Here is a 16,996-nt window from a genome sequence, read left to right as displayed (position 1 = left end):
TTGTTGCCCGAAGGTTCCGATGAAATACACTGAACTCCCCCCGGCGCAGGGCTTGTATGACCCTGCCAACGAACATGATGCCTGTGGCATGGGCTTTGTTGCTCACTTAAAAGGCGTTAAATCTGCCAAGATCGTTCAGCAAGCGCTAAAAGTTTTAACGCATATGGAACATCGTGGGGCGTGTGGTTGCGAAGAAAATACCGGCGACGGCGCGGGTATTATGCTGCAAATTCCACACAAGTTCATGGTGAAGGAATGCGCTAAATTAGGGATTACCCTACCTGCTGTTGGTGATTACGCAGTGGGCTTTGTTTATCTGCCACAAGATGAAGCCGCCCGCGCTGATGCAATTGCCACCACGGATCGCATGATTAAAGCAGAAGGCCAAACTTTATTAGGTTGGCGTGATATTCCCGTGAATCCTGCACCGATTGGGAAATCAGCGATTCGTAGTATGCCTGCGATGAAGATGGTCTTCATTGGTCGCTCTGCTGATGTCGAGCCAGGTATTGACTTCGAGCGCAAACTGTATGTGATTCGTAAACGCACTAGCGGTGATTTACTTTATCGCAAAGAACCAGGCTATATTTATTTTGCGAGCCTGTCTGCGCGCACGATTATTTACAAAGGCATGCTCACCACTGAGCAGGTTGCGCAATATTATCCTGACTTAAATGACCCAGATATGGAGTCAGCGATTGCGCTAGTGCATTCGCGCTTCTCTACTAACACCTTCCCAAGTTGGGAACGTGCACATCCCAACCGCTATATGATTCACAATGGTGAAATCAATACTATGCGCGGTAACCAAAACTGGATGAATGCGCGTGAAGCGATGATTAAAACGGAAGTCTTCAAGACTGATGTAAAAAATCTCACGCCGATTGTGCGTCCAGATGGTAGCGACTCGGCGCGCATGGATAATACCTTAGAGTTCCTATATCTCTCAGGTTATTCCCTGCCGCATGCGATGATGATGATGGTGCCTGAACCTTGGGCGAATCATGAAAGCATGAGTCCTGAAAAGCGGGCGTTCTATGAATATCATAGTTGTCTGATGGAACCGTGGGATGGCCCTGCTGCTCTCGGCTTTACGGATGGTACTTTAGTCGGTGCGACCTTAGATCGGAATGGTCTACGTCCTTCCCGTTATTATCTGACCGATGACGACTTGATTATTCTCGCTTCAGAAGTCGGTGTATTAGACGATCTACCGATTGAGAAAGTCATCTCTAAGCAACGCCTGCAACCGGGTCGCATGCTCTTAGTCGATACCGCTGCGGGGCGCATTGTTGCTGACGAAGAAATCAAAGCAGAAATGGCGGCTGCTAAGCCTTATCAAGCTTGGTTGGATAAGCATCTAACTAAACTAGAAGATTTGCCAGCCGCTCCTGAAGCCCCCTTGCCGGATCACGATACTTTGATTCAGCGCCAAAAGGCCTTCGGTTATACCTATGAAGATGTACGCAAAGTCATTGTGCCCATGGCTGTCGATGGGATTGATCCTTTAGGTGCGATGGGTTGTGACTCCCCCTTAGCCGTGTTATCGGATAAACCGCAGCCGCTGTTTAACTATTTCAAACAGCTATTTGCGCAAGTCACGAATCCACCTTTGGATGCGATTCGTGAAGAAATCGTGACTTCTGCCTTAACCACCTTAGGTTCAGAAGGCGATATTACTAATCCTACTGCAGAAAGCTGCCATCATATTTTGCTGCAATCGCCGGTTTTACATAACGATGAATTAGCTAAGCTAAAATATGTACAGAAATCTGGCTTTAAGTCAGTGACTTTGCCGATTCTGTTTAAAGCAGATAATGCGCCCGGTACTTTAGAAAAAGCCTTAGATGAATTATTTGCCGCTGCAGATAATGCCATCGACAACGGGGCTAATTTATTAATCCTCTCCGACCGTGGTGTGGATAAAGAATTCGCGCCGATTCCGTCTTTATTAGCCGTTGCAGGTTTGCATCATCATTTGATTCGTGATGGTAAACGCACTCGTGTTAGTTTGATTCTGGAATCAGGCGAACCACGTGAGGTTCATCATTTTGCCGCTCTGCTAGGTTATGGCGCGCAAGCAATCAACCCTTACACCGCCTTTGAGTCGATTGATGATCTGTTGCGCGAAGGGATTATGAAAGATACCACGCACGATAAAGCCGTTGCGAAATATATCAAAGCCGCCACTAAAGGCGTGATTAAAGTCATGTCTAAGATCGGTATTTCCACTGTGCAGTCGTATCGTGGTGCGCAGATTTTCGAGGCTTTAGGGATACATAAAAGCGTAGTTGATCGCTATTTCACAGCGACTGCCTCGCGTATCGGTGGGATTGATCTCGATACGATTGCTAAAGAAACTTTAATGCGTCACAAGCATGCCTATGGCCAACATGACAGCGGTCTGCGCACCCTAAATTCGGGCGGCGTATTCCAGTGGCGTAGTGGCGAAGATGAGCATCAGTACAATCCGCAAACCATTTATATGGCACAAAAAGCGGTACGGACTAATGACTATAAACTGTTTAAGCAATACACTGAGCTACTGAATAATGATCCCGAAGTACGCTTTAATCTGCGTAATTTGTTGGATTTCCATTATGCGGATCAAGCGATCCCTTTGAGTGAAGTTGAGCCAGCGGCTGAGATTGTGAAGCGCTTTAAAACCGGCGCGATGTCTTTAGGTTCGATTAGCCCTGAAGCGCATGAAGCTTTAGCGATTGCGATGAATCGGATTGGTGGCAAGTCGAACTCGGGTGAAGGTGGCGAAGACCCAGCGCGTTATATTCCAGAACCGAATGGTGACTCACGTTGCAGTGCGATTAAGCAAGCCGCTTCCGGGCGCTTTGGGGTGAATAGCCATTATTTAACCAATGCACAAGAGCTACAAATCAAATTGGCGCAAGGTGCAAAACCTGGTGAAGGTGGCCAGTTACCTGGCAAGAAGGTTTATCCATATATTGCAAAAAACCGGGGTACAACCCCTGGTGTTGGTTTAATTTCACCACCACCACATCATGATATTTATTCAATCGAAGACTTGGCACAGCTCATTCACGATTTGAAAAATGCCAACCGTGCGGCACGCATCAATGTCAAACTGGTGTCTGGTTCAGGGGTGGGTACGATTGCTGCAGGTGTGGTCAAAGGTAAAGCCGATGTTGTTTTAGTCTCTGGCTATGATGGTGGTACTGGGGCTTCACCCAAAACTAGTTTGCAACATGCCGGTTTACCTTGGGAATTAGGCTTGGCTGAAACTCACCAAACTCTGCTATTGAACAATTTACGTAGCCGCGTGCGCGTCGAAACAGATGGCAAATTGATGACTGGACGCGATGTCATTGTGGCTGCTTTATTAGGTGCAGAAGAATATGGCTTCGCCACTCTACCTTTAGTTTCTTTGGGTTGCGTAATGATGCGCGTCTGCCACTTAGATACTTGTCCAGTTGGGATTGCGACTCAAAATCCAGAGCTGCGTAAAAAATACAGTGGTGATCCGCAATATGTAATTAATTTGCTGCATTTCATTGCTGAAGATATGCGCGAATATATGGCGAAACTGGGCTTCCGCACCATTGATGAAATGGTTGGGCGCGTAGATCGCTTATATGCTAAGCAAATCGATCACTGGAAAGCGGGCAAAGTCGATTTAGATGCCCTGCTCTATCAGCCTGACTTAGATGAATGTGATGGCATTCGTTGGAATCGTACTCAAGATCATGGCATTGCTCAATCAATGGATATACGCACCATTCTTGAGACTTGCCAACCTGCGATTGATAAAGGCACGCCGGTTAAAGCGGAGTTCCAGATCAAAAACATTGATCGTGTAGTCGGTACTATTACGGGCAATGAAATTACCAAGCGCTATGGCGCAGCAGGCTTGCCGGATGACACCATTCAATTGAAATTCTATGGTTCAGCAGGGCAAAGCTTTGGTGCTTTCATTCCTCGCGGGATGACTTTAGAACTGGAAGGTGATTCGAACGACTATATTGGCAAAGGCTTATCAGGTGGGAAGATCATTGTTTACCCGCCGAAACAAGCCCGCTATGTCGCCGAAGAAAATATCCTAATCGGTAACGTTGCCTTCTTTGGTGCCACGAGCGGCGAAGCTTATATTCGTGGGATTGCGGGTGAGCGTTTCTGTGTGCGTAACTCTGGCGTGAATGTCATTGTTGAAGGTACAGGCGATCACGGCTGCGAATATATGACCGGTGGTCGGGTCATTGTGCTCGGTGACGTTGGCCGGAACTTTGCAGCAGGTATGTCGGGCGGTGTGGCTTATGTTTACGATCCAAAAGGCATTTTAGCCGTTAGCGGTAATCGTGAAATGGTCAACTACGAGCCGTTAACTGAAGCCGAAGACCTAACCCATGTTAAAGGCATGATTGAAAAGCATATTCTGCACACTGATAGCCCGCGTGCTAAAACGCTGTTGGCGAATTGGGAGCAAAGCGTTCAGCACTTTGTGCGGGTAATGCCCCATGACTATAAGCGTGTCTTAGAGACGGTAAAGAAATTTGAAGCGCAAGGTATGACTGGCGAGGAAGCTTTAATGGCGGCCTTTAAAGCGAACAATGAAGATGTTACTCGTGCCAGCGGCAACTAAGCAGGGAGATTGCAAAAAGAATGGGTAAACCAACTGGATTTATCGAATATGAGCGCGAACTGCCAGCCGATCGTTCGCCTTTAGAGCGCATTAAGGATTGGGGGGAATTTCACCTCCATTTTCATAGCGAAGCAGAAAGTCAACGTCAGGGTGCACGTTGCATGGAGTGCGGCATCCCGTTCTGTCAAACGGGCAAGGTTTTACCAGGTGGCGCTAGCGGCTGCCCTGTAAACAACCTGATTCCAGAATGGAATGACATGATTTATCGGGGCTTGTGGCGCGAAGCTTATGAACGCCTGCGCATGACCAATAATTTCCCTGAATTTACTGGTCGTGTCTGCCCGGCTCCCTGTGAAGGTGCTTGTACCTTAGGCTTAAACGAAAACCCAGTGACGATTAAACTGAATGAAGTCAGTATTATCGACAAAGCGTTCGCTGAAGGTTGGGTGCGTCCTGAACCTCCAGAAGTCCGGACTGGGAAAAAAGTGGCTGTAATTGGCTCAGGCCCTGCAGGTTTAGCTTGTGCAGATCAGCTGAATAAAGTCGGCCATGAAGTGACTGTGTATGAACGTGCTGACCGTATTGGTGGCTTGCTGATGTATGGCATTCCTAATATGAAGTTAGACAAAACAGAAGTTGTGCAGCGTCGGGTTGATTTGATGGCTGCTGAAGGTATTAAATTTGTCACTAGTGTGCATGTTGGCAAAGATACCTCAGTGGCTGACTTACGCAAAGATTTTGATGCCGTAGTTTTATGTGCCGGTGCGACGCAAGCACGGGATTTACCAGCGCCTGGTCGTGAACTGAAGGGTGTACATTATGCGATGGAGTTTTTAACAGCGAATACCAAAAGCTTGTTAGATTCAAAACACGCCGATGGCAACTACATCTCCGCTAAAGATAAGCATGTTATCGTCATCGGTGGTGGTGATACCGGCACTGATTGTGTAGGCACTTCAATTCGTCACGGCTGCAAATCGGTCACTCAGTTAGAAATTATGCCACGCGCGCCGGAACAACGTGCTCCGAGCAATCCTTGGCCAGAATGGCCGTTGATTTTCAGAGTGGACTACGGCCAAGAAGAAGCGGCGGCTTTATTTGGTGCTGATCCACGTCACTACTTAGTCTCAACTAAAAAATTCGTTGGCGATGCTGAAGGTCAAGTAAAAGAAATCCATACCATCGGTGTGCAGTGGGAAAAAGCCGCTGATGGCCGCATGAATTTGGTCGAAATTGCCGGCACTGAACGTGTACTCCCTGCTGATTTGATTCTATTGGCGATGGGTTTCACTGGCCCTGAAAAAGCGTTGATTGAAAGCAGCCAAGTAGAAACCGACTCACGTGGTAATGTGAAAGCTGAATACGGCAAGTATGCAACTAATGTTACAGGCATTTTTGCTGCAGGCGATATGCGTCGTGGACAAAGCTTAGTGGTCTGGGCGATCAATGAAGGTCGCCAAGCTGCCAGAGAATGCGACCGTTTCTTAATGGGTGAAACTACTCTGCCTTAGTGTTTATCAACACCCCTAGATCATCGATTTAGGGGTGCTTTATCTCACGAAAGGCTTAAGCTGCCTTGTCTCGAGTTAAATTCAAACCACCTGTTGCTGAATTATCGTAATCACTAGCTTTCATGGTTGAACCACGATTATAACGATCATAATAACGTGCATCGGTAATGCCATGCCGAGCATTTACCACTAAGAAACCGCCGATGGCAGGTTTCACCCGTTGCAGCTGCTGAATCGCATTCAATACCAGCTTGCGATCCATGTTTTTCTCATCCGTTACTAGCAAAGTATTATCAGCTTGGGCTGCTAGCATCAGTGCATCGGCAAAGCCCATCACAGGAGGTGCATCAATAATCGTTACATCAAAATGCCGTCTGGCCATCTCTAATAACTGATGCATCTTGGTACTAGCCAAAATACTACTTGGATCAACTCGGAAGGGTCCTGCCGTAATTACATACGCATTTTTCATATGCGGTACTTGTTGAGTCACTTGCGCCAACTCCGCACGCCCTTCTACATAATCACTTAAACCCCGAGTGTTACTCACCCCCATTTTTAAGTGTAAGGTAGGACGCCGTAAATCTGCATCAATCAATAAAACCTTCGCGCCCATTTGCGCATGGCTTAAAGCGAGATTCACTGAAGAGGTTGACTTACCCTCTGAAGGATTGACACTGGTCAGCACAATCACACTCGGCTTACCCGCCTGCAGAGCGAAGCGAATATTCGTCGCCGCAATCCGATAAGCCTCTGCTGCTGGAGAATTAGGGTCGCGCATCGTTACCATCGCTAGATCCTGTTCACTCATGCGACGCACATGCGGAATCGTCCCTAGCACCGGCAAACCGCTCACTGACTGTAATTCATCACCTGAGGTTAAAGAACGCCGCAAAGTTTCACGCAGCAAAGCTAAGGCTGCAGCTAAAATTAACCCGGTGATCAAACCTACCAACAAGTTAATCGATTTATTTGGGCGGAATGGCTCTGCAGGTGGCTTAGCGGCATCCACAATCCGAATATTCGTTACCTTATTCGCACCTGAAGCTACATTGACCTCATTCACCCGCTTTAATAAATCATCATAGAGTTTACGGCTAGTTTCTACTTCGCGTTTGAGTGCGTTGTATTCCACACTACGATCACGTAAGTTGACTAACTCACCTTTATAGCTTGAAAGCTCACCCCGAATTTGCCCTTCTAAGCGTTTAGAGGCAGTAAACTCAGCTTCTAGAGATTGCTTTAAATTGCCAATTTCAGTCGCTAACTTAGCTTTCACTGTCTGAATTTGTTGTGCAAGTTGCTGCATTTCTGGATAAGCCGGTTTAAAAACTTTAGATTGATTTTGATATTGACCTTCCAAATCAACCAACTGACGCTTTAAAGACTCTACAACTGGATTGGTCAGAACCCCCACCACATTGCCATGTTTGCGCGCTTGGCCTAATTGGCTTTCCGCTTCAATACGCCGCCGCTCAGCAGTAGCCAATGCTGTATTCAATTCATTCAGCTTTTGTTCTTGGGTAGCTTGACTATTGTTTACTTCCAAGATTTGATTATCTCGTGCATATCTGACCATTTCATTTTCACTATTGGTTAAACGTTCACGAGCCTTTTCTAATTCACGCTCTAAGAAAGCCTGCGCGTAAATATCCGTTTGGCTACTATTACTGATAGAACTTTTAATATATAACTCAATAAGTTTATTAATAATCTCTGCAGAGATCACTGGATCAGTACTTTCATAATAAACTTTAACTAAGTGAGCTTTTTCAATGGGCTCTACATAGAGATTTTTAAGAAAGAGATCAATATTATCTCCCTTAATAGCAGGCTTAGATGACTTTTCGCCCAGCGTGTTTTCAGGTAAGAGTCCTATAATCTGATCTTTGACTCCTGCTAAAGTTTGTTTCGCATCTTGCCAAATTTGACCAAGTGGAGTTGGTTTTTCTTTCAGCTCAAACAAGCGTTTGTCTAGATTTAAGTCACTAATCACTTGTTCAGCTAATTGACGGCCTTTCAATTGCTCATATTGAGTGCGAAAAAACATATCGCTTTCACCCATATCGGGTGTCACTTGACGCACATTCCCAAAGTCAACAACTTGTGCACCTTGCTTTTCAATTTGAATAGTGGAAATAGCACGATACTCTGGCTTTTTCATCAAAGTAATCAGTGCAGTAACTAATAAGACTAAGAATAAAGTAGTTAAAAATAACCACTTCTGCCGCCACAGTCGCTGCCAGACCTGAGGTAAGGTCAATAGACTAGAGGCATTAGGATTTTTGGCTCCCACCGCAGACATTAGCTCTGGCGAGGGTAGGATCACTGGGATAGTCGGGCTCGCTACAGCTGGAACTTGCTCAGATACGGTTAACATAATGTTATCAGCCATTGGGGTAAAATATCTGATACCATCCTCTTATAACATTTTTCTATATGCAAAAACTCAACTGCATACCGCAGCATTTTTTTAGATAAGCGGCTAGTCGATAGTCAAGTCGCGCTTATTCCTTTCACCTAGAAACTTTGCCCTCTTATCCATTCAATACAGGCAAAAGCCCTCTTATCCGTTAATACTCTAGGCAACTAATTAGCAAATCGAGTACCCCGCCGATGGCTATACGAATTAAAGAATTAAATAAGCCAGCAGAGAAAACCCCAAGTTTAGGCTTAAATGAAAAAGTATTTACTAGCTCAGCTTTTAGATTAGCTTTAGCAACAGAATATAAGCTCCAAGCTTTAGACATAGAATTTGACTTTCAAAGTCAATCTTTACTTATTCCTGCCTTTTTGAAAAGCAGTAAGTTTGGCTTAGGTGCAAATACACTCATTATTGGAGCTGGTTTTGATAAAACAGGTGATCTTAATTTTCCTGATGAGGCTTATAGCGACTTCATCAGCCAATTATTAAAAGAACTAAGCGGTTTAGATTTAAAATCTGAACACTTAGAACTGCGCACTACTCACTATTTACCTTGTGTGCTTGACCATTCTGATAAGGTTGAATTAATTGTCGATCTAAGTAAAACCTGTGAACAGCGCTTAAAAGACTTCTCTAAATCAACACGGCGTAATATTCGCCAAACTCTTGAGCAAGGCTATAACTTTAAATTTGGTAATGACTTAACGCTTTTACAAGACTTTTATCAGCTTTATTTAAAGCAAATGCACGAAGTAGGGAGCTTACCGCATAGCTGGAATTTTTTTGAAAAAATTCATACCGATCATCAAAACTCCATTTCTCTCTGTGTAGGCTATTTTGCTGATACGCCAGTGGTAGCAGCTTTTGGCTTCCTCACTCAACAAGAATTGTATGGGGCATGGATGGGATTAGACTCCGCTTATAAAAAGGATAATGTGTTCCTCACCATGCTTTGGTCAATCATCGAATATTGTGAACAAAGCGGCAAGGCTACTTACAATTTAGGACGCTCTTCAGTGGATAGTAGTGCCTATGCATTTAAACGCCGTTTTGCTGATTACACGCGCCCTATTCACTATTATCAATTAGCTATTCCTCCAGCAAAAACCTCGCGCTCAGCCGTTTATAACAGCGCCTCTTGGCTCATTCGTAACAGCCCTCCGTTTGTTATGAATACTTTATCCCGTCACCTCCTTCATAAGTTTTACTAAAATGATAAAAATACTCGAAGTCTGTACCGCAAGCAGTCCAGCTTATGCTCTAGTGTTTAAACGTGCCCAAGTTTTAAACACACGTTATCCTCAACAACTCAAAATCGATATTTTGTGTAGCGATGGGCAAGAAGTCGAGCTGATGCGTCAGCAAGGTATGCAAGTGATCCTTACAGATTTACATCGCAGCCTTAATCCTTGGCATTTATTGCAATCCCTATTTAACTTGCAAAAAGTCTTACGCCACGGCAATTATGATGTGGTGCATCTACATTTTGGTGTGCCTAGTTTAATAGGACGTTGCCTTGCTTTTGTACTGCGCAAACCTATTTGGATTTACCAAAGTCATGGCTACAGCCTCTCGCATAACACGAGTGCTTTAGGCAAATTTACTTATTTAGCGATTGAACGCTTATTAAAATGGCCGGTAAATCTGGCGCTCTTTCAATCGCATGAAGATATTGAAATCGCGCGGCGCTACCAACTCTTAGATGAGCCACAAATAGAATATCTAGGGAATGGAATTGATACTGATTACTTCTCCCCTAGCCTAAATCAGCTACCTACTGATAAGACTATTTTTGGAATGGTGGCTCGCTTTGAAGCCATCAAAAACCATGAACTACTACTAGACGCGGTTAAACATCTGCGTTTAGTGAATCCTAATTTTAAAGTCCTACTGATTGGTCAGGGTGAACTCCAAACTGAAATTGCTGCCAAAATTGCAGCTCATCAATTAGAAGACTGGATGGAAATTCGCGCCTATAGCACGAACATGGCAGCGTTCTATCAAGAGATTGATGTGGGTCTACTGACCTCTTTCGGTGAAGGCTTACCGCGCGCTCTGCTCGAACCCATGGCATGTGCTAAACCAGTGATTGGTACCAACGTCAAAGGCAGCCGTGAAGCCATTCAAGATCAAACAACAGGCTTCTTGGTTCCAGTTAACGACCCTCAAACGCTAGCCAACACAATGCAATGGTTAATGGAGCACCCCATTGAACGGCAGCGCATGGGTTTAGCAGCACGAGCTCATGTAGTTGAGCATTTCTCAGCGCAACACGTGCTGGAGCGTTTAGGGAGTATTTATCTAGCCTGCTATGAGCATCATCGCCGTTTAGCGAAACTGGAAACCAGCTGGGATACCTCACAATGATCTTTAGTGCAGACGTTGAAGACTGGCAACAATCGGTGTTTGATTTTGAGCGCCCGATCTCGCAGCGGGTGCTCAATAATACTTTGCGCTTATTAGATATTTTGGCCGAACACCAAGTCCAAGCGACTTTTTTTGTGCAAGGCATGGTCGCCGAGCGCTACCCTGAACTCGTCACAGCCATTGTAGCTCAAGGACATGAGCTAGCCAGTCATGGCTATAGCCATCGCCCGTTATATACCTTAAGCCCTGCCCAATTCAAAGCTGAAATCGAACGCTCAGTCGCACATTTAGAAGATATAAGCGGGCAAAAAGTATTGGGCTTTCGTGCCCCAACCTTTTCAGTCCGTACAGAAATGCTGCCTTGGTATTGTGATACCCTGCAAAATTTTGGCTTGCGTTATGAGTCATCCATCATGCTTGCACAAGTACGCAAAGTATATGGTTTTGCTGATGACTCTATCTTGCAACAAATTCGTGAGCGTGGCTTAGACACTTATCCATTATCTACCTGTACAGTGCTAGGTAAGTCTTTACCGGTTATGGGTGGCGGCTATTTCCGTATTTATCCTTATACTTTAACCCGTTGGCTGGCGCGTAAACTCAATAAAAATGAAGCGGTGTTTTATATGCACCCACATGAGTTAGATACCAAGGAATATCAAGAGGTTGCCAAGCCTGCTGGTATGTCTCCTGCTTGGGCAGTGCATCAATTTGCAGGCCGTGCGGGGATGGTCAAAAAATTGCATCAATTACTCAAAGATTACTCCTTCACTTCTTTCCAAGCTCAGTACTACAACTAAAACAATTTATAGGTGACAACATGTGTGGCATTGCAGGATTTTTTGGCTTTAATCATCTAACCGACCCTGCAAACACCCTAGAACGGATGACAGCTAGCCTTGTACATCGTGGCCCTGATGCCCAAGGGACTTGGCTAGACGCTGATGCACAAATTGCTTTAGGGCATCGCCGTTTAGCTATCGTAGACTTATCGGCTGCTGGTCAACAGCCAATGAACTCTGCTTGTGGGCGCTATATCTGTGTTTTCAACGGTGAAATCTACAATCACCAAGCTTTACGCACCGAATTAGAACAGCAACTGGGTGCACCTGCGTGGCGCGGACATTCTGATACAGAAACTTTACTAGCTTGTTTTGCACATTGGGGCATTGAACGCAGTTTACAAAAAACCGTAGGTATGTTTGCCATTGCAGTTTGGGATAAGCAAGAACGTAGTTTGTACCTAATGCGCGATCGGATGGGTGAAAAACCTCTCTATTATGGCTGGATTGGAACACAATTTGCGTTTGCCTCTGAACTCAAAGCTTTACGTCAATTACCGAGTTTTAAGGCTGAAATAGATCGAGATGTCTTAGCTAGTTATATGCAATGCGCTTATATCACTAGCCCACATAGTATTTATAAAGATATATATAAATTAGAGGCAGGTTGCTATTTAGAACTTAAACTATCAGCACTCACTAACAAAGACCTTAAACCGCAAGTTTGGTGGTCAAGTTTAAATGCTGCTTTAAATAGCCAAAAGTATCTCATCACTGATCCAGCAGAGGCTTTGCATTGCCTAGAGCAGCAATTAAAGCTTGCTGTTAATTTGCAAGCCCAAGCAGATGTACCTTTAGGTGCTTTTCTCTCTGGTGGCATTGACTCCTCTTTAGTAGTGAGTCTGATGCAGGCTCAGCATAGTCACGCCATTCGTACCTTCACCGTGGCCTTTGAGCAAGCAGGCTTTAATGAGGCACAGCACGCCCGTGCTGTGGCGCAATATCTAGGTACTGACCACACTGAATTTAAAGTGACCGCTCAAGAAGCTTTAGCAGTCATACCTTTACTTCCAAAAATTTATGACGAACCCTTTGCGGATACTTCAGCAATTCCAAGCTTTATGATTAGCCATTGTGCTCGCCAACAAGTAACCGTTGCTTTATCAGGGGATGCGGGTGATGAGTTATTTGGTGGCTATCGCAGCTATTTATTTGCGCAGAAAATTTGGTCTAAACTGGCATGGATGCCCGCTGTCTTACGTCAACAGCTCATGCAAGTTTTGCTTAAACTTCCTACCCCTACTTTAAATAAGCTCTTATTCCAATCTAATCAAGAGTTGGGCGAGCAACTCCACAAAATAGCTAGTGCCTTACAAGCTAGCGATTCTGTCTATACTTTATTTCCGCGACTCTCCCAACATTGGCAACAGCCTGAAGCCTTAGTTCTCAATGCGCAAACTAGCAAGCTTTCTTGGCCTATCGCTAGACTTGCCCCAAAATTCACCCAAGCAGAAGATGCCATGATGCTTTTTGATACTTTGAATATTTTGCCCGACGATATGCTCTGCAAAGTAGACCGAGCTGCAATGGCTGCAAGTTTAGAGACCCGTGTCCCCTTTTTAGATCATCGTGTGTTTGAATTGGCTTGGCGTATCCCCTTAGGCTTTAAGATTCGCCAAGGCCAAGGTAAATGGCTAGTGCGTCAATTGCTGTACAAATATGTACCCGCTGAGATGGTTAACCGACCTAAGCAAGGTTTTAATGTGCCTTTAGCCTCTTGGTTGCGGGGCGATCTACGGGCTTGGGCAGAGGCTTTATTAGATAAAACAGTCATTCAACAACAAGCTTACTTAAACCCTGGCTTAGTGGAAAAAGAATGGCAGAACTTTCTAAAGGGTGCTGCTAATCAGCAACGCTTATGGTGTATTCTCATGTTCCAAGCTTGGTTGGCTTCACAAGACTGAAGCACCTCAGCAAACACCGCTAAATGTTGCTGTTGCATACGCTCTACACTGAAATTAGCTTGGATATGCTGCCAAGCTGTCTGAATGTTCATCTGTTTTTCTGCTACTGAGTAGTTTAATACTCTTTTCCAAGCAACAGCTAAGGCTTGGCTATCACCTGCCGCTACCAACTCACCCTGTCCACCTAAAACTAAGCCAACATCCCCCACATCGGTAGCAACACAAGGAATTCCTAAAGCCATAGCCTCTACTAAAAATAAAGGCAAAGCTTCAGAACGAGAAGATAAGGTTGCAATATCAAACGCGCGGATTAAGCGGGGTGCATCCTGACGAATACCTAAGGTATAGACTCTATCTTGTAAGCATAATGAAGTAATTTGAGCCTGTAATGCAGTATTTTGCAGATCCACGCCCTCACCTACTAAGACTAAATAAGCATCTTGCTGGGCGACTAGTTGAGCAAATGCATCCAACATTAGCGGTAAGTCTTTCTCAGGTACAGCACGTGTGAGACTACCAAGCACTACTGCAGCCGAACTTAAACCTAATTCTGCACGTAAGGCTTGTCGATCAGCTTCAGTCTGATCAGGATCTAATGGCTTAACCAGCACTCCATTAGGAATTAACTGCATAGTATCGGCTGGATAGCCTACTTCTACATAACGCTTTCGACTACGTTCAGAAACTAAAATAATCTTGCGTGGGATAGGCGCTAACCGCACTGTTAACCAAAACAATAAACGATGTTGCCAGCGCGTATAGAGATTTTTTAGAGGCGTATCATGCAGCCCCCAAATCACGAGTGGACGTGGCTTTTGGCTCAAACTAGCGATGAAGAGAGCAAATAGATTAGCATGATGTAAAAAACTATAAATAACCCTGATCTGTCGCTCAGCAATTAAACGCCGTAATTGGATGATTTTTTTTAAAAAAAGTTGTGGCTTTTCTAATTCCACATAGAATACTTCAGTACCTGCACTGGCAAAAGCAGCTTGTAAGCCTTCTGTTTTTAGCAAACTAATCACTAGAGGTGGTTTAGCTTTAAGTTGCTGGCTATCTAATAAGCCTAGCAGCACCTTTTGTGCTCCACCCATGGCTAAAGAAGTAATAATATAAGCCACACCTTCAATATTGGCTCTAGGACTCACTGTTTTACTCATAGTTTTTTCATTAAATAATGCATAGCAATCCAACCCTTTAAGTTATTAGGAGTAAAATTAATATACTCTTTATAGTCTACCCCACCAAAGCCACGCTTAAAGTGATTAATCTTTTCCAATTCAGGATCACTCTCATCACCCAACCCACCTAAGTCATAGGTTTTATAACCAAGCTTTTTAAAATGATTCATTTCAAACCAATAAAGCGCACGATGAATTTTGCTTAGATTATTGCGTTTAGTTGAATCATCTGCATAGCTACGAAAGTTCGAGACTGCATGTAGCAAACGTGCTCGCTCACCATTACAGATTAATGCATGTAAGCACAATAACTCACCTGTAATTGCACAACTGACATTAGTAAAAATTAAAGCATCTTGACCTACAAAAAATCTAAGTTTAGTTTCATTGCAAGGAGGTAAATTCTTCTCTCTAGCAAGCACATCATAAGCTTTGCAGAAAACTTGAATATCTTTAGAACTAGGATGAGTAATAAATTTATAGTTTAGATCCTTAGAATCTAAATAAACTTGGATACCACGGCGATGAGTTAGTCGAAAATTAGAAATAATCTTTTGAGTTTCTTGAGTGAGGTCAATAATAGAAGTTAACGCACTAGTCGTATTTTTACCTTTACTATCTACACAAAAATTAATATTTAAGTCGCATTTATTTTTTTTGATAGTTTCAAGAGAAAAATAAATTTCCTGAATATTGACGCCATATTTTTTACGCTGAATAGTGAGTGCTTTCATGTGGTTTATTCATACTTTTTAAAAAACTAAGTACATAATACTTACTATTACCTACATTTAATAAGTAAATAGCAGACGAATATACCAATACGCCGACTAAAACGCGAACTAAGCCTTCTACAAGGCCATCCCCAATAGCCAGCTGATTTAAAATAATGAGCATTAAGCTAGCAGCAGCAATAAGCTTAGTAACTTCTAACCATAAAACTGGCAATTTAAAAAATTTAGCGCCCAGGAAATTTCCATAAACGATACAAATCAAATAAGCGACTAGTGAGGCTATAATTGCGCCCTCAATTCGATAGTGAGGAATTAAGATTAAATTTAATACTACATTTAAGATAGCTGCTAAACCAACGACTAAAATAGGCTTGTAGGTTTGCTTAGCTAATTGAAAAGCTAAGGAAGTGTGAAAGAGGTATACTGCATTCAAAACTAATAATAGGCCAATAATCGGCAATAAACGTAAAGATTCAGCCAAGTAAGCCTCACCAATTAACAAAGGCATGAAATCACGACTCACTGCCATCAGACCAAAATAGCTAGGCAGCAATAAGCCTAGTAAAATCAATAAATAATCCGAAAGTTTTTTCTTAGCTGCAGTCTCACCTTGCTGCTCTAAAGTTTGCAAAATCAAAGGATAGAATGCTGCATTGATGGCACTACCGATTAGAATTAATAACTGAAAAGGTAAGCTAAAGGCCACTGCATACTGCCCAGCTGCCTCAAAACCGATTAGCCAACTTAATAGCACACGGTCAGTAGCATGAATAATTTCTAAGAGTATGAAACTTAAGCTGAGAGGTAAACCATAATGCAATAGTGTTATAGCTTTAGTAGGATTTAGCTGTATTGGATAAACACAAAAACCCTGCCAAAAATGACGGAAGCATAGTGGTACTAAAAAACCAACTGTAGTTGCTAATAAAATGCCATACCATGAATAGCCTAGCCAAACTAAACAGACAGCTAATAGTGCCGTAACAATGACACGAATGAGTTCAATTTTCAAATAGCGCTCAGCTTGAAGACTAGCAGAATTAATACGCTGATAAGCCATATAAAGTGCATTGCTAATCATTAAACTCGCTAAAGCCGCCGTCATAAGAGCATCTGCTGTGAAAGCAAAGTAACTGACTGCGCCTAGTAAAATTACCATACTGCCAATAGCAAGAACAATTAAGAGTAAGCTAATCAGTTCAGCTTGCTTAAAATCAGTATCATTCCAATAGCGTAGCAAGGCAACATAAAGCCAATTAAACAAAATAATATTCGCACTATTTGCCACGATCAGCAGGGTACTATAAATCCCATAAGCTTCTGGGCTAATCCAACGTGTGTAGACCGCAAGTGTGAGAAAGGCAACGAATGCAGGAATCCCGTGGGCTAGTAGGTAGAGAATGCTATGGCGCATCTGCAT

General features: G+C 43.7%; 10 protein-coding genes. 6 read left to right on the top strand and 4 right to left on the bottom strand.

Annotation, left to right across the window (positions count from 1 at the left end):
• The first annotated feature begins 19 nt into the window (after window positions 1–19).
• Both gltB and Q0230_RS13620 read left to right on the top strand, forming a co-directional pair.
• Window positions 20–4,612 (top strand): glutamate synthase large subunit, encoded by a 4,593-nt coding sequence (gltB, locus tag Q0230_RS13625; RefSeq protein ID WP_298610707.1) that lies wholly within the window; start codon window positions 20–22, stop codon window positions 4,610–4,612.
• 20 nt (window positions 4,613–4,632) lie between these two features.
• A complete protein-coding gene (locus tag Q0230_RS13620) occupies window positions 4,633–6,123 on the top strand; it encodes a glutamate synthase subunit beta (RefSeq protein WP_298610706.1) in 1,491 nt (496 codons plus the stop codon).
• A gap of 55 nt (window positions 6,124–6,178) precedes the next feature.
• Here the strand turns inward: Q0230_RS13620 and Q0230_RS13615 are convergent, their stop codons facing one another.
• Entirely contained in the window at window positions 6,179–8,503 is a 2,325-nt protein-coding gene (locus Q0230_RS13615; RefSeq protein ID WP_298610705.1) for a polysaccharide biosynthesis tyrosine autokinase, read from the bottom strand.
• 236 nt (window positions 8,504–8,739) lie between these two features.
• Here Q0230_RS13615 and Q0230_RS13610 point away from each other — a divergent pair, with 236 nt between their 5' ends.
• Genes Q0230_RS13610 through asnB form a run of 4 tightly spaced genes read left to right on the top strand, consistent with a single transcriptional unit; the run spans window position 8,740 to window position 13,661 of the window.
• Window positions 8,740–9,759: a GNAT family N-acetyltransferase gene (locus Q0230_RS13610; RefSeq protein WP_298610704.1), complete on the top strand. Its 1,020-nt coding sequence runs from the start codon at window positions 8,740–8,742 to the stop codon at window positions 9,757–9,759.
• A gap of 1 nt (window position 9,760) precedes the next feature.
• Complete coding sequence (locus tag Q0230_RS13605) at window positions 9,761–10,915, top strand: glycosyltransferase family 4 protein (RefSeq protein ID WP_298610703.1); 1,155 nt, start codon at window positions 9,761–9,763, stop codon at window positions 10,913–10,915.
• Window positions 10,912–11,715, top strand: coding sequence for a polysaccharide deacetylase family protein (locus tag Q0230_RS13600; protein WP_298610702.1), 804 nt, complete (start codon window positions 10,912–10,914; stop codon window positions 11,713–11,715). The genes Q0230_RS13605 and Q0230_RS13600 overlap by 4 nt, the downstream gene beginning before the upstream one ends.
• 20 nt (window positions 11,716–11,735) lie before the next feature.
• Complete coding sequence (gene asnB / locus Q0230_RS13595) at window positions 11,736–13,661, top strand: asparagine synthase (glutamine-hydrolyzing) (RefSeq protein WP_298610701.1); 1,926 nt, start codon at window positions 11,736–11,738, stop codon at window positions 13,659–13,661.
• On the opposite strand, the gene Q0230_RS13590 is transcribed toward asnB, so the two are convergent.
• From Q0230_RS13590 to Q0230_RS13580, 3 genes are read right to left on the bottom strand one after another with little or no spacing between them, the layout of a single operon-like run.
• Window positions 13,604–14,821, bottom strand: a complete 1,218-nt coding sequence (locus Q0230_RS13590) for a glycosyltransferase (RefSeq protein WP_298610700.1) — start codon at window positions 14,819–14,821, stop codon at window positions 13,604–13,606. The two genes, asnB and Q0230_RS13590, sit on opposite strands and share 58 nt — an antisense overlap.
• Entirely contained in the window at window positions 14,818–15,576 is a 759-nt protein-coding gene (locus Q0230_RS13585) for a hypothetical protein (RefSeq protein WP_298610699.1), read from the bottom strand. The genes Q0230_RS13590 and Q0230_RS13585 overlap by 4 nt, the downstream gene beginning before the upstream one ends.
• Entirely contained in the window at window positions 15,551–16,996 is a 1,446-nt protein-coding gene (locus tag Q0230_RS13580; RefSeq protein WP_298610697.1) for a lipopolysaccharide biosynthesis protein, read from the bottom strand. The genes Q0230_RS13585 and Q0230_RS13580 overlap by 26 nt, the downstream gene beginning before the upstream one ends.

The sequence above is a fragment of the uncultured Thiothrix sp. genome, assembly GCF_937876535.1.
Taxonomy (GTDB): Bacteria; Pseudomonadota; Gammaproteobacteria; order Thiotrichales; family Thiotrichaceae; genus Thiolinea.
Note: the sequence above shows the minus strand (reverse complement) of the source record. Positions and strands in the feature narration are given on the sequence as shown.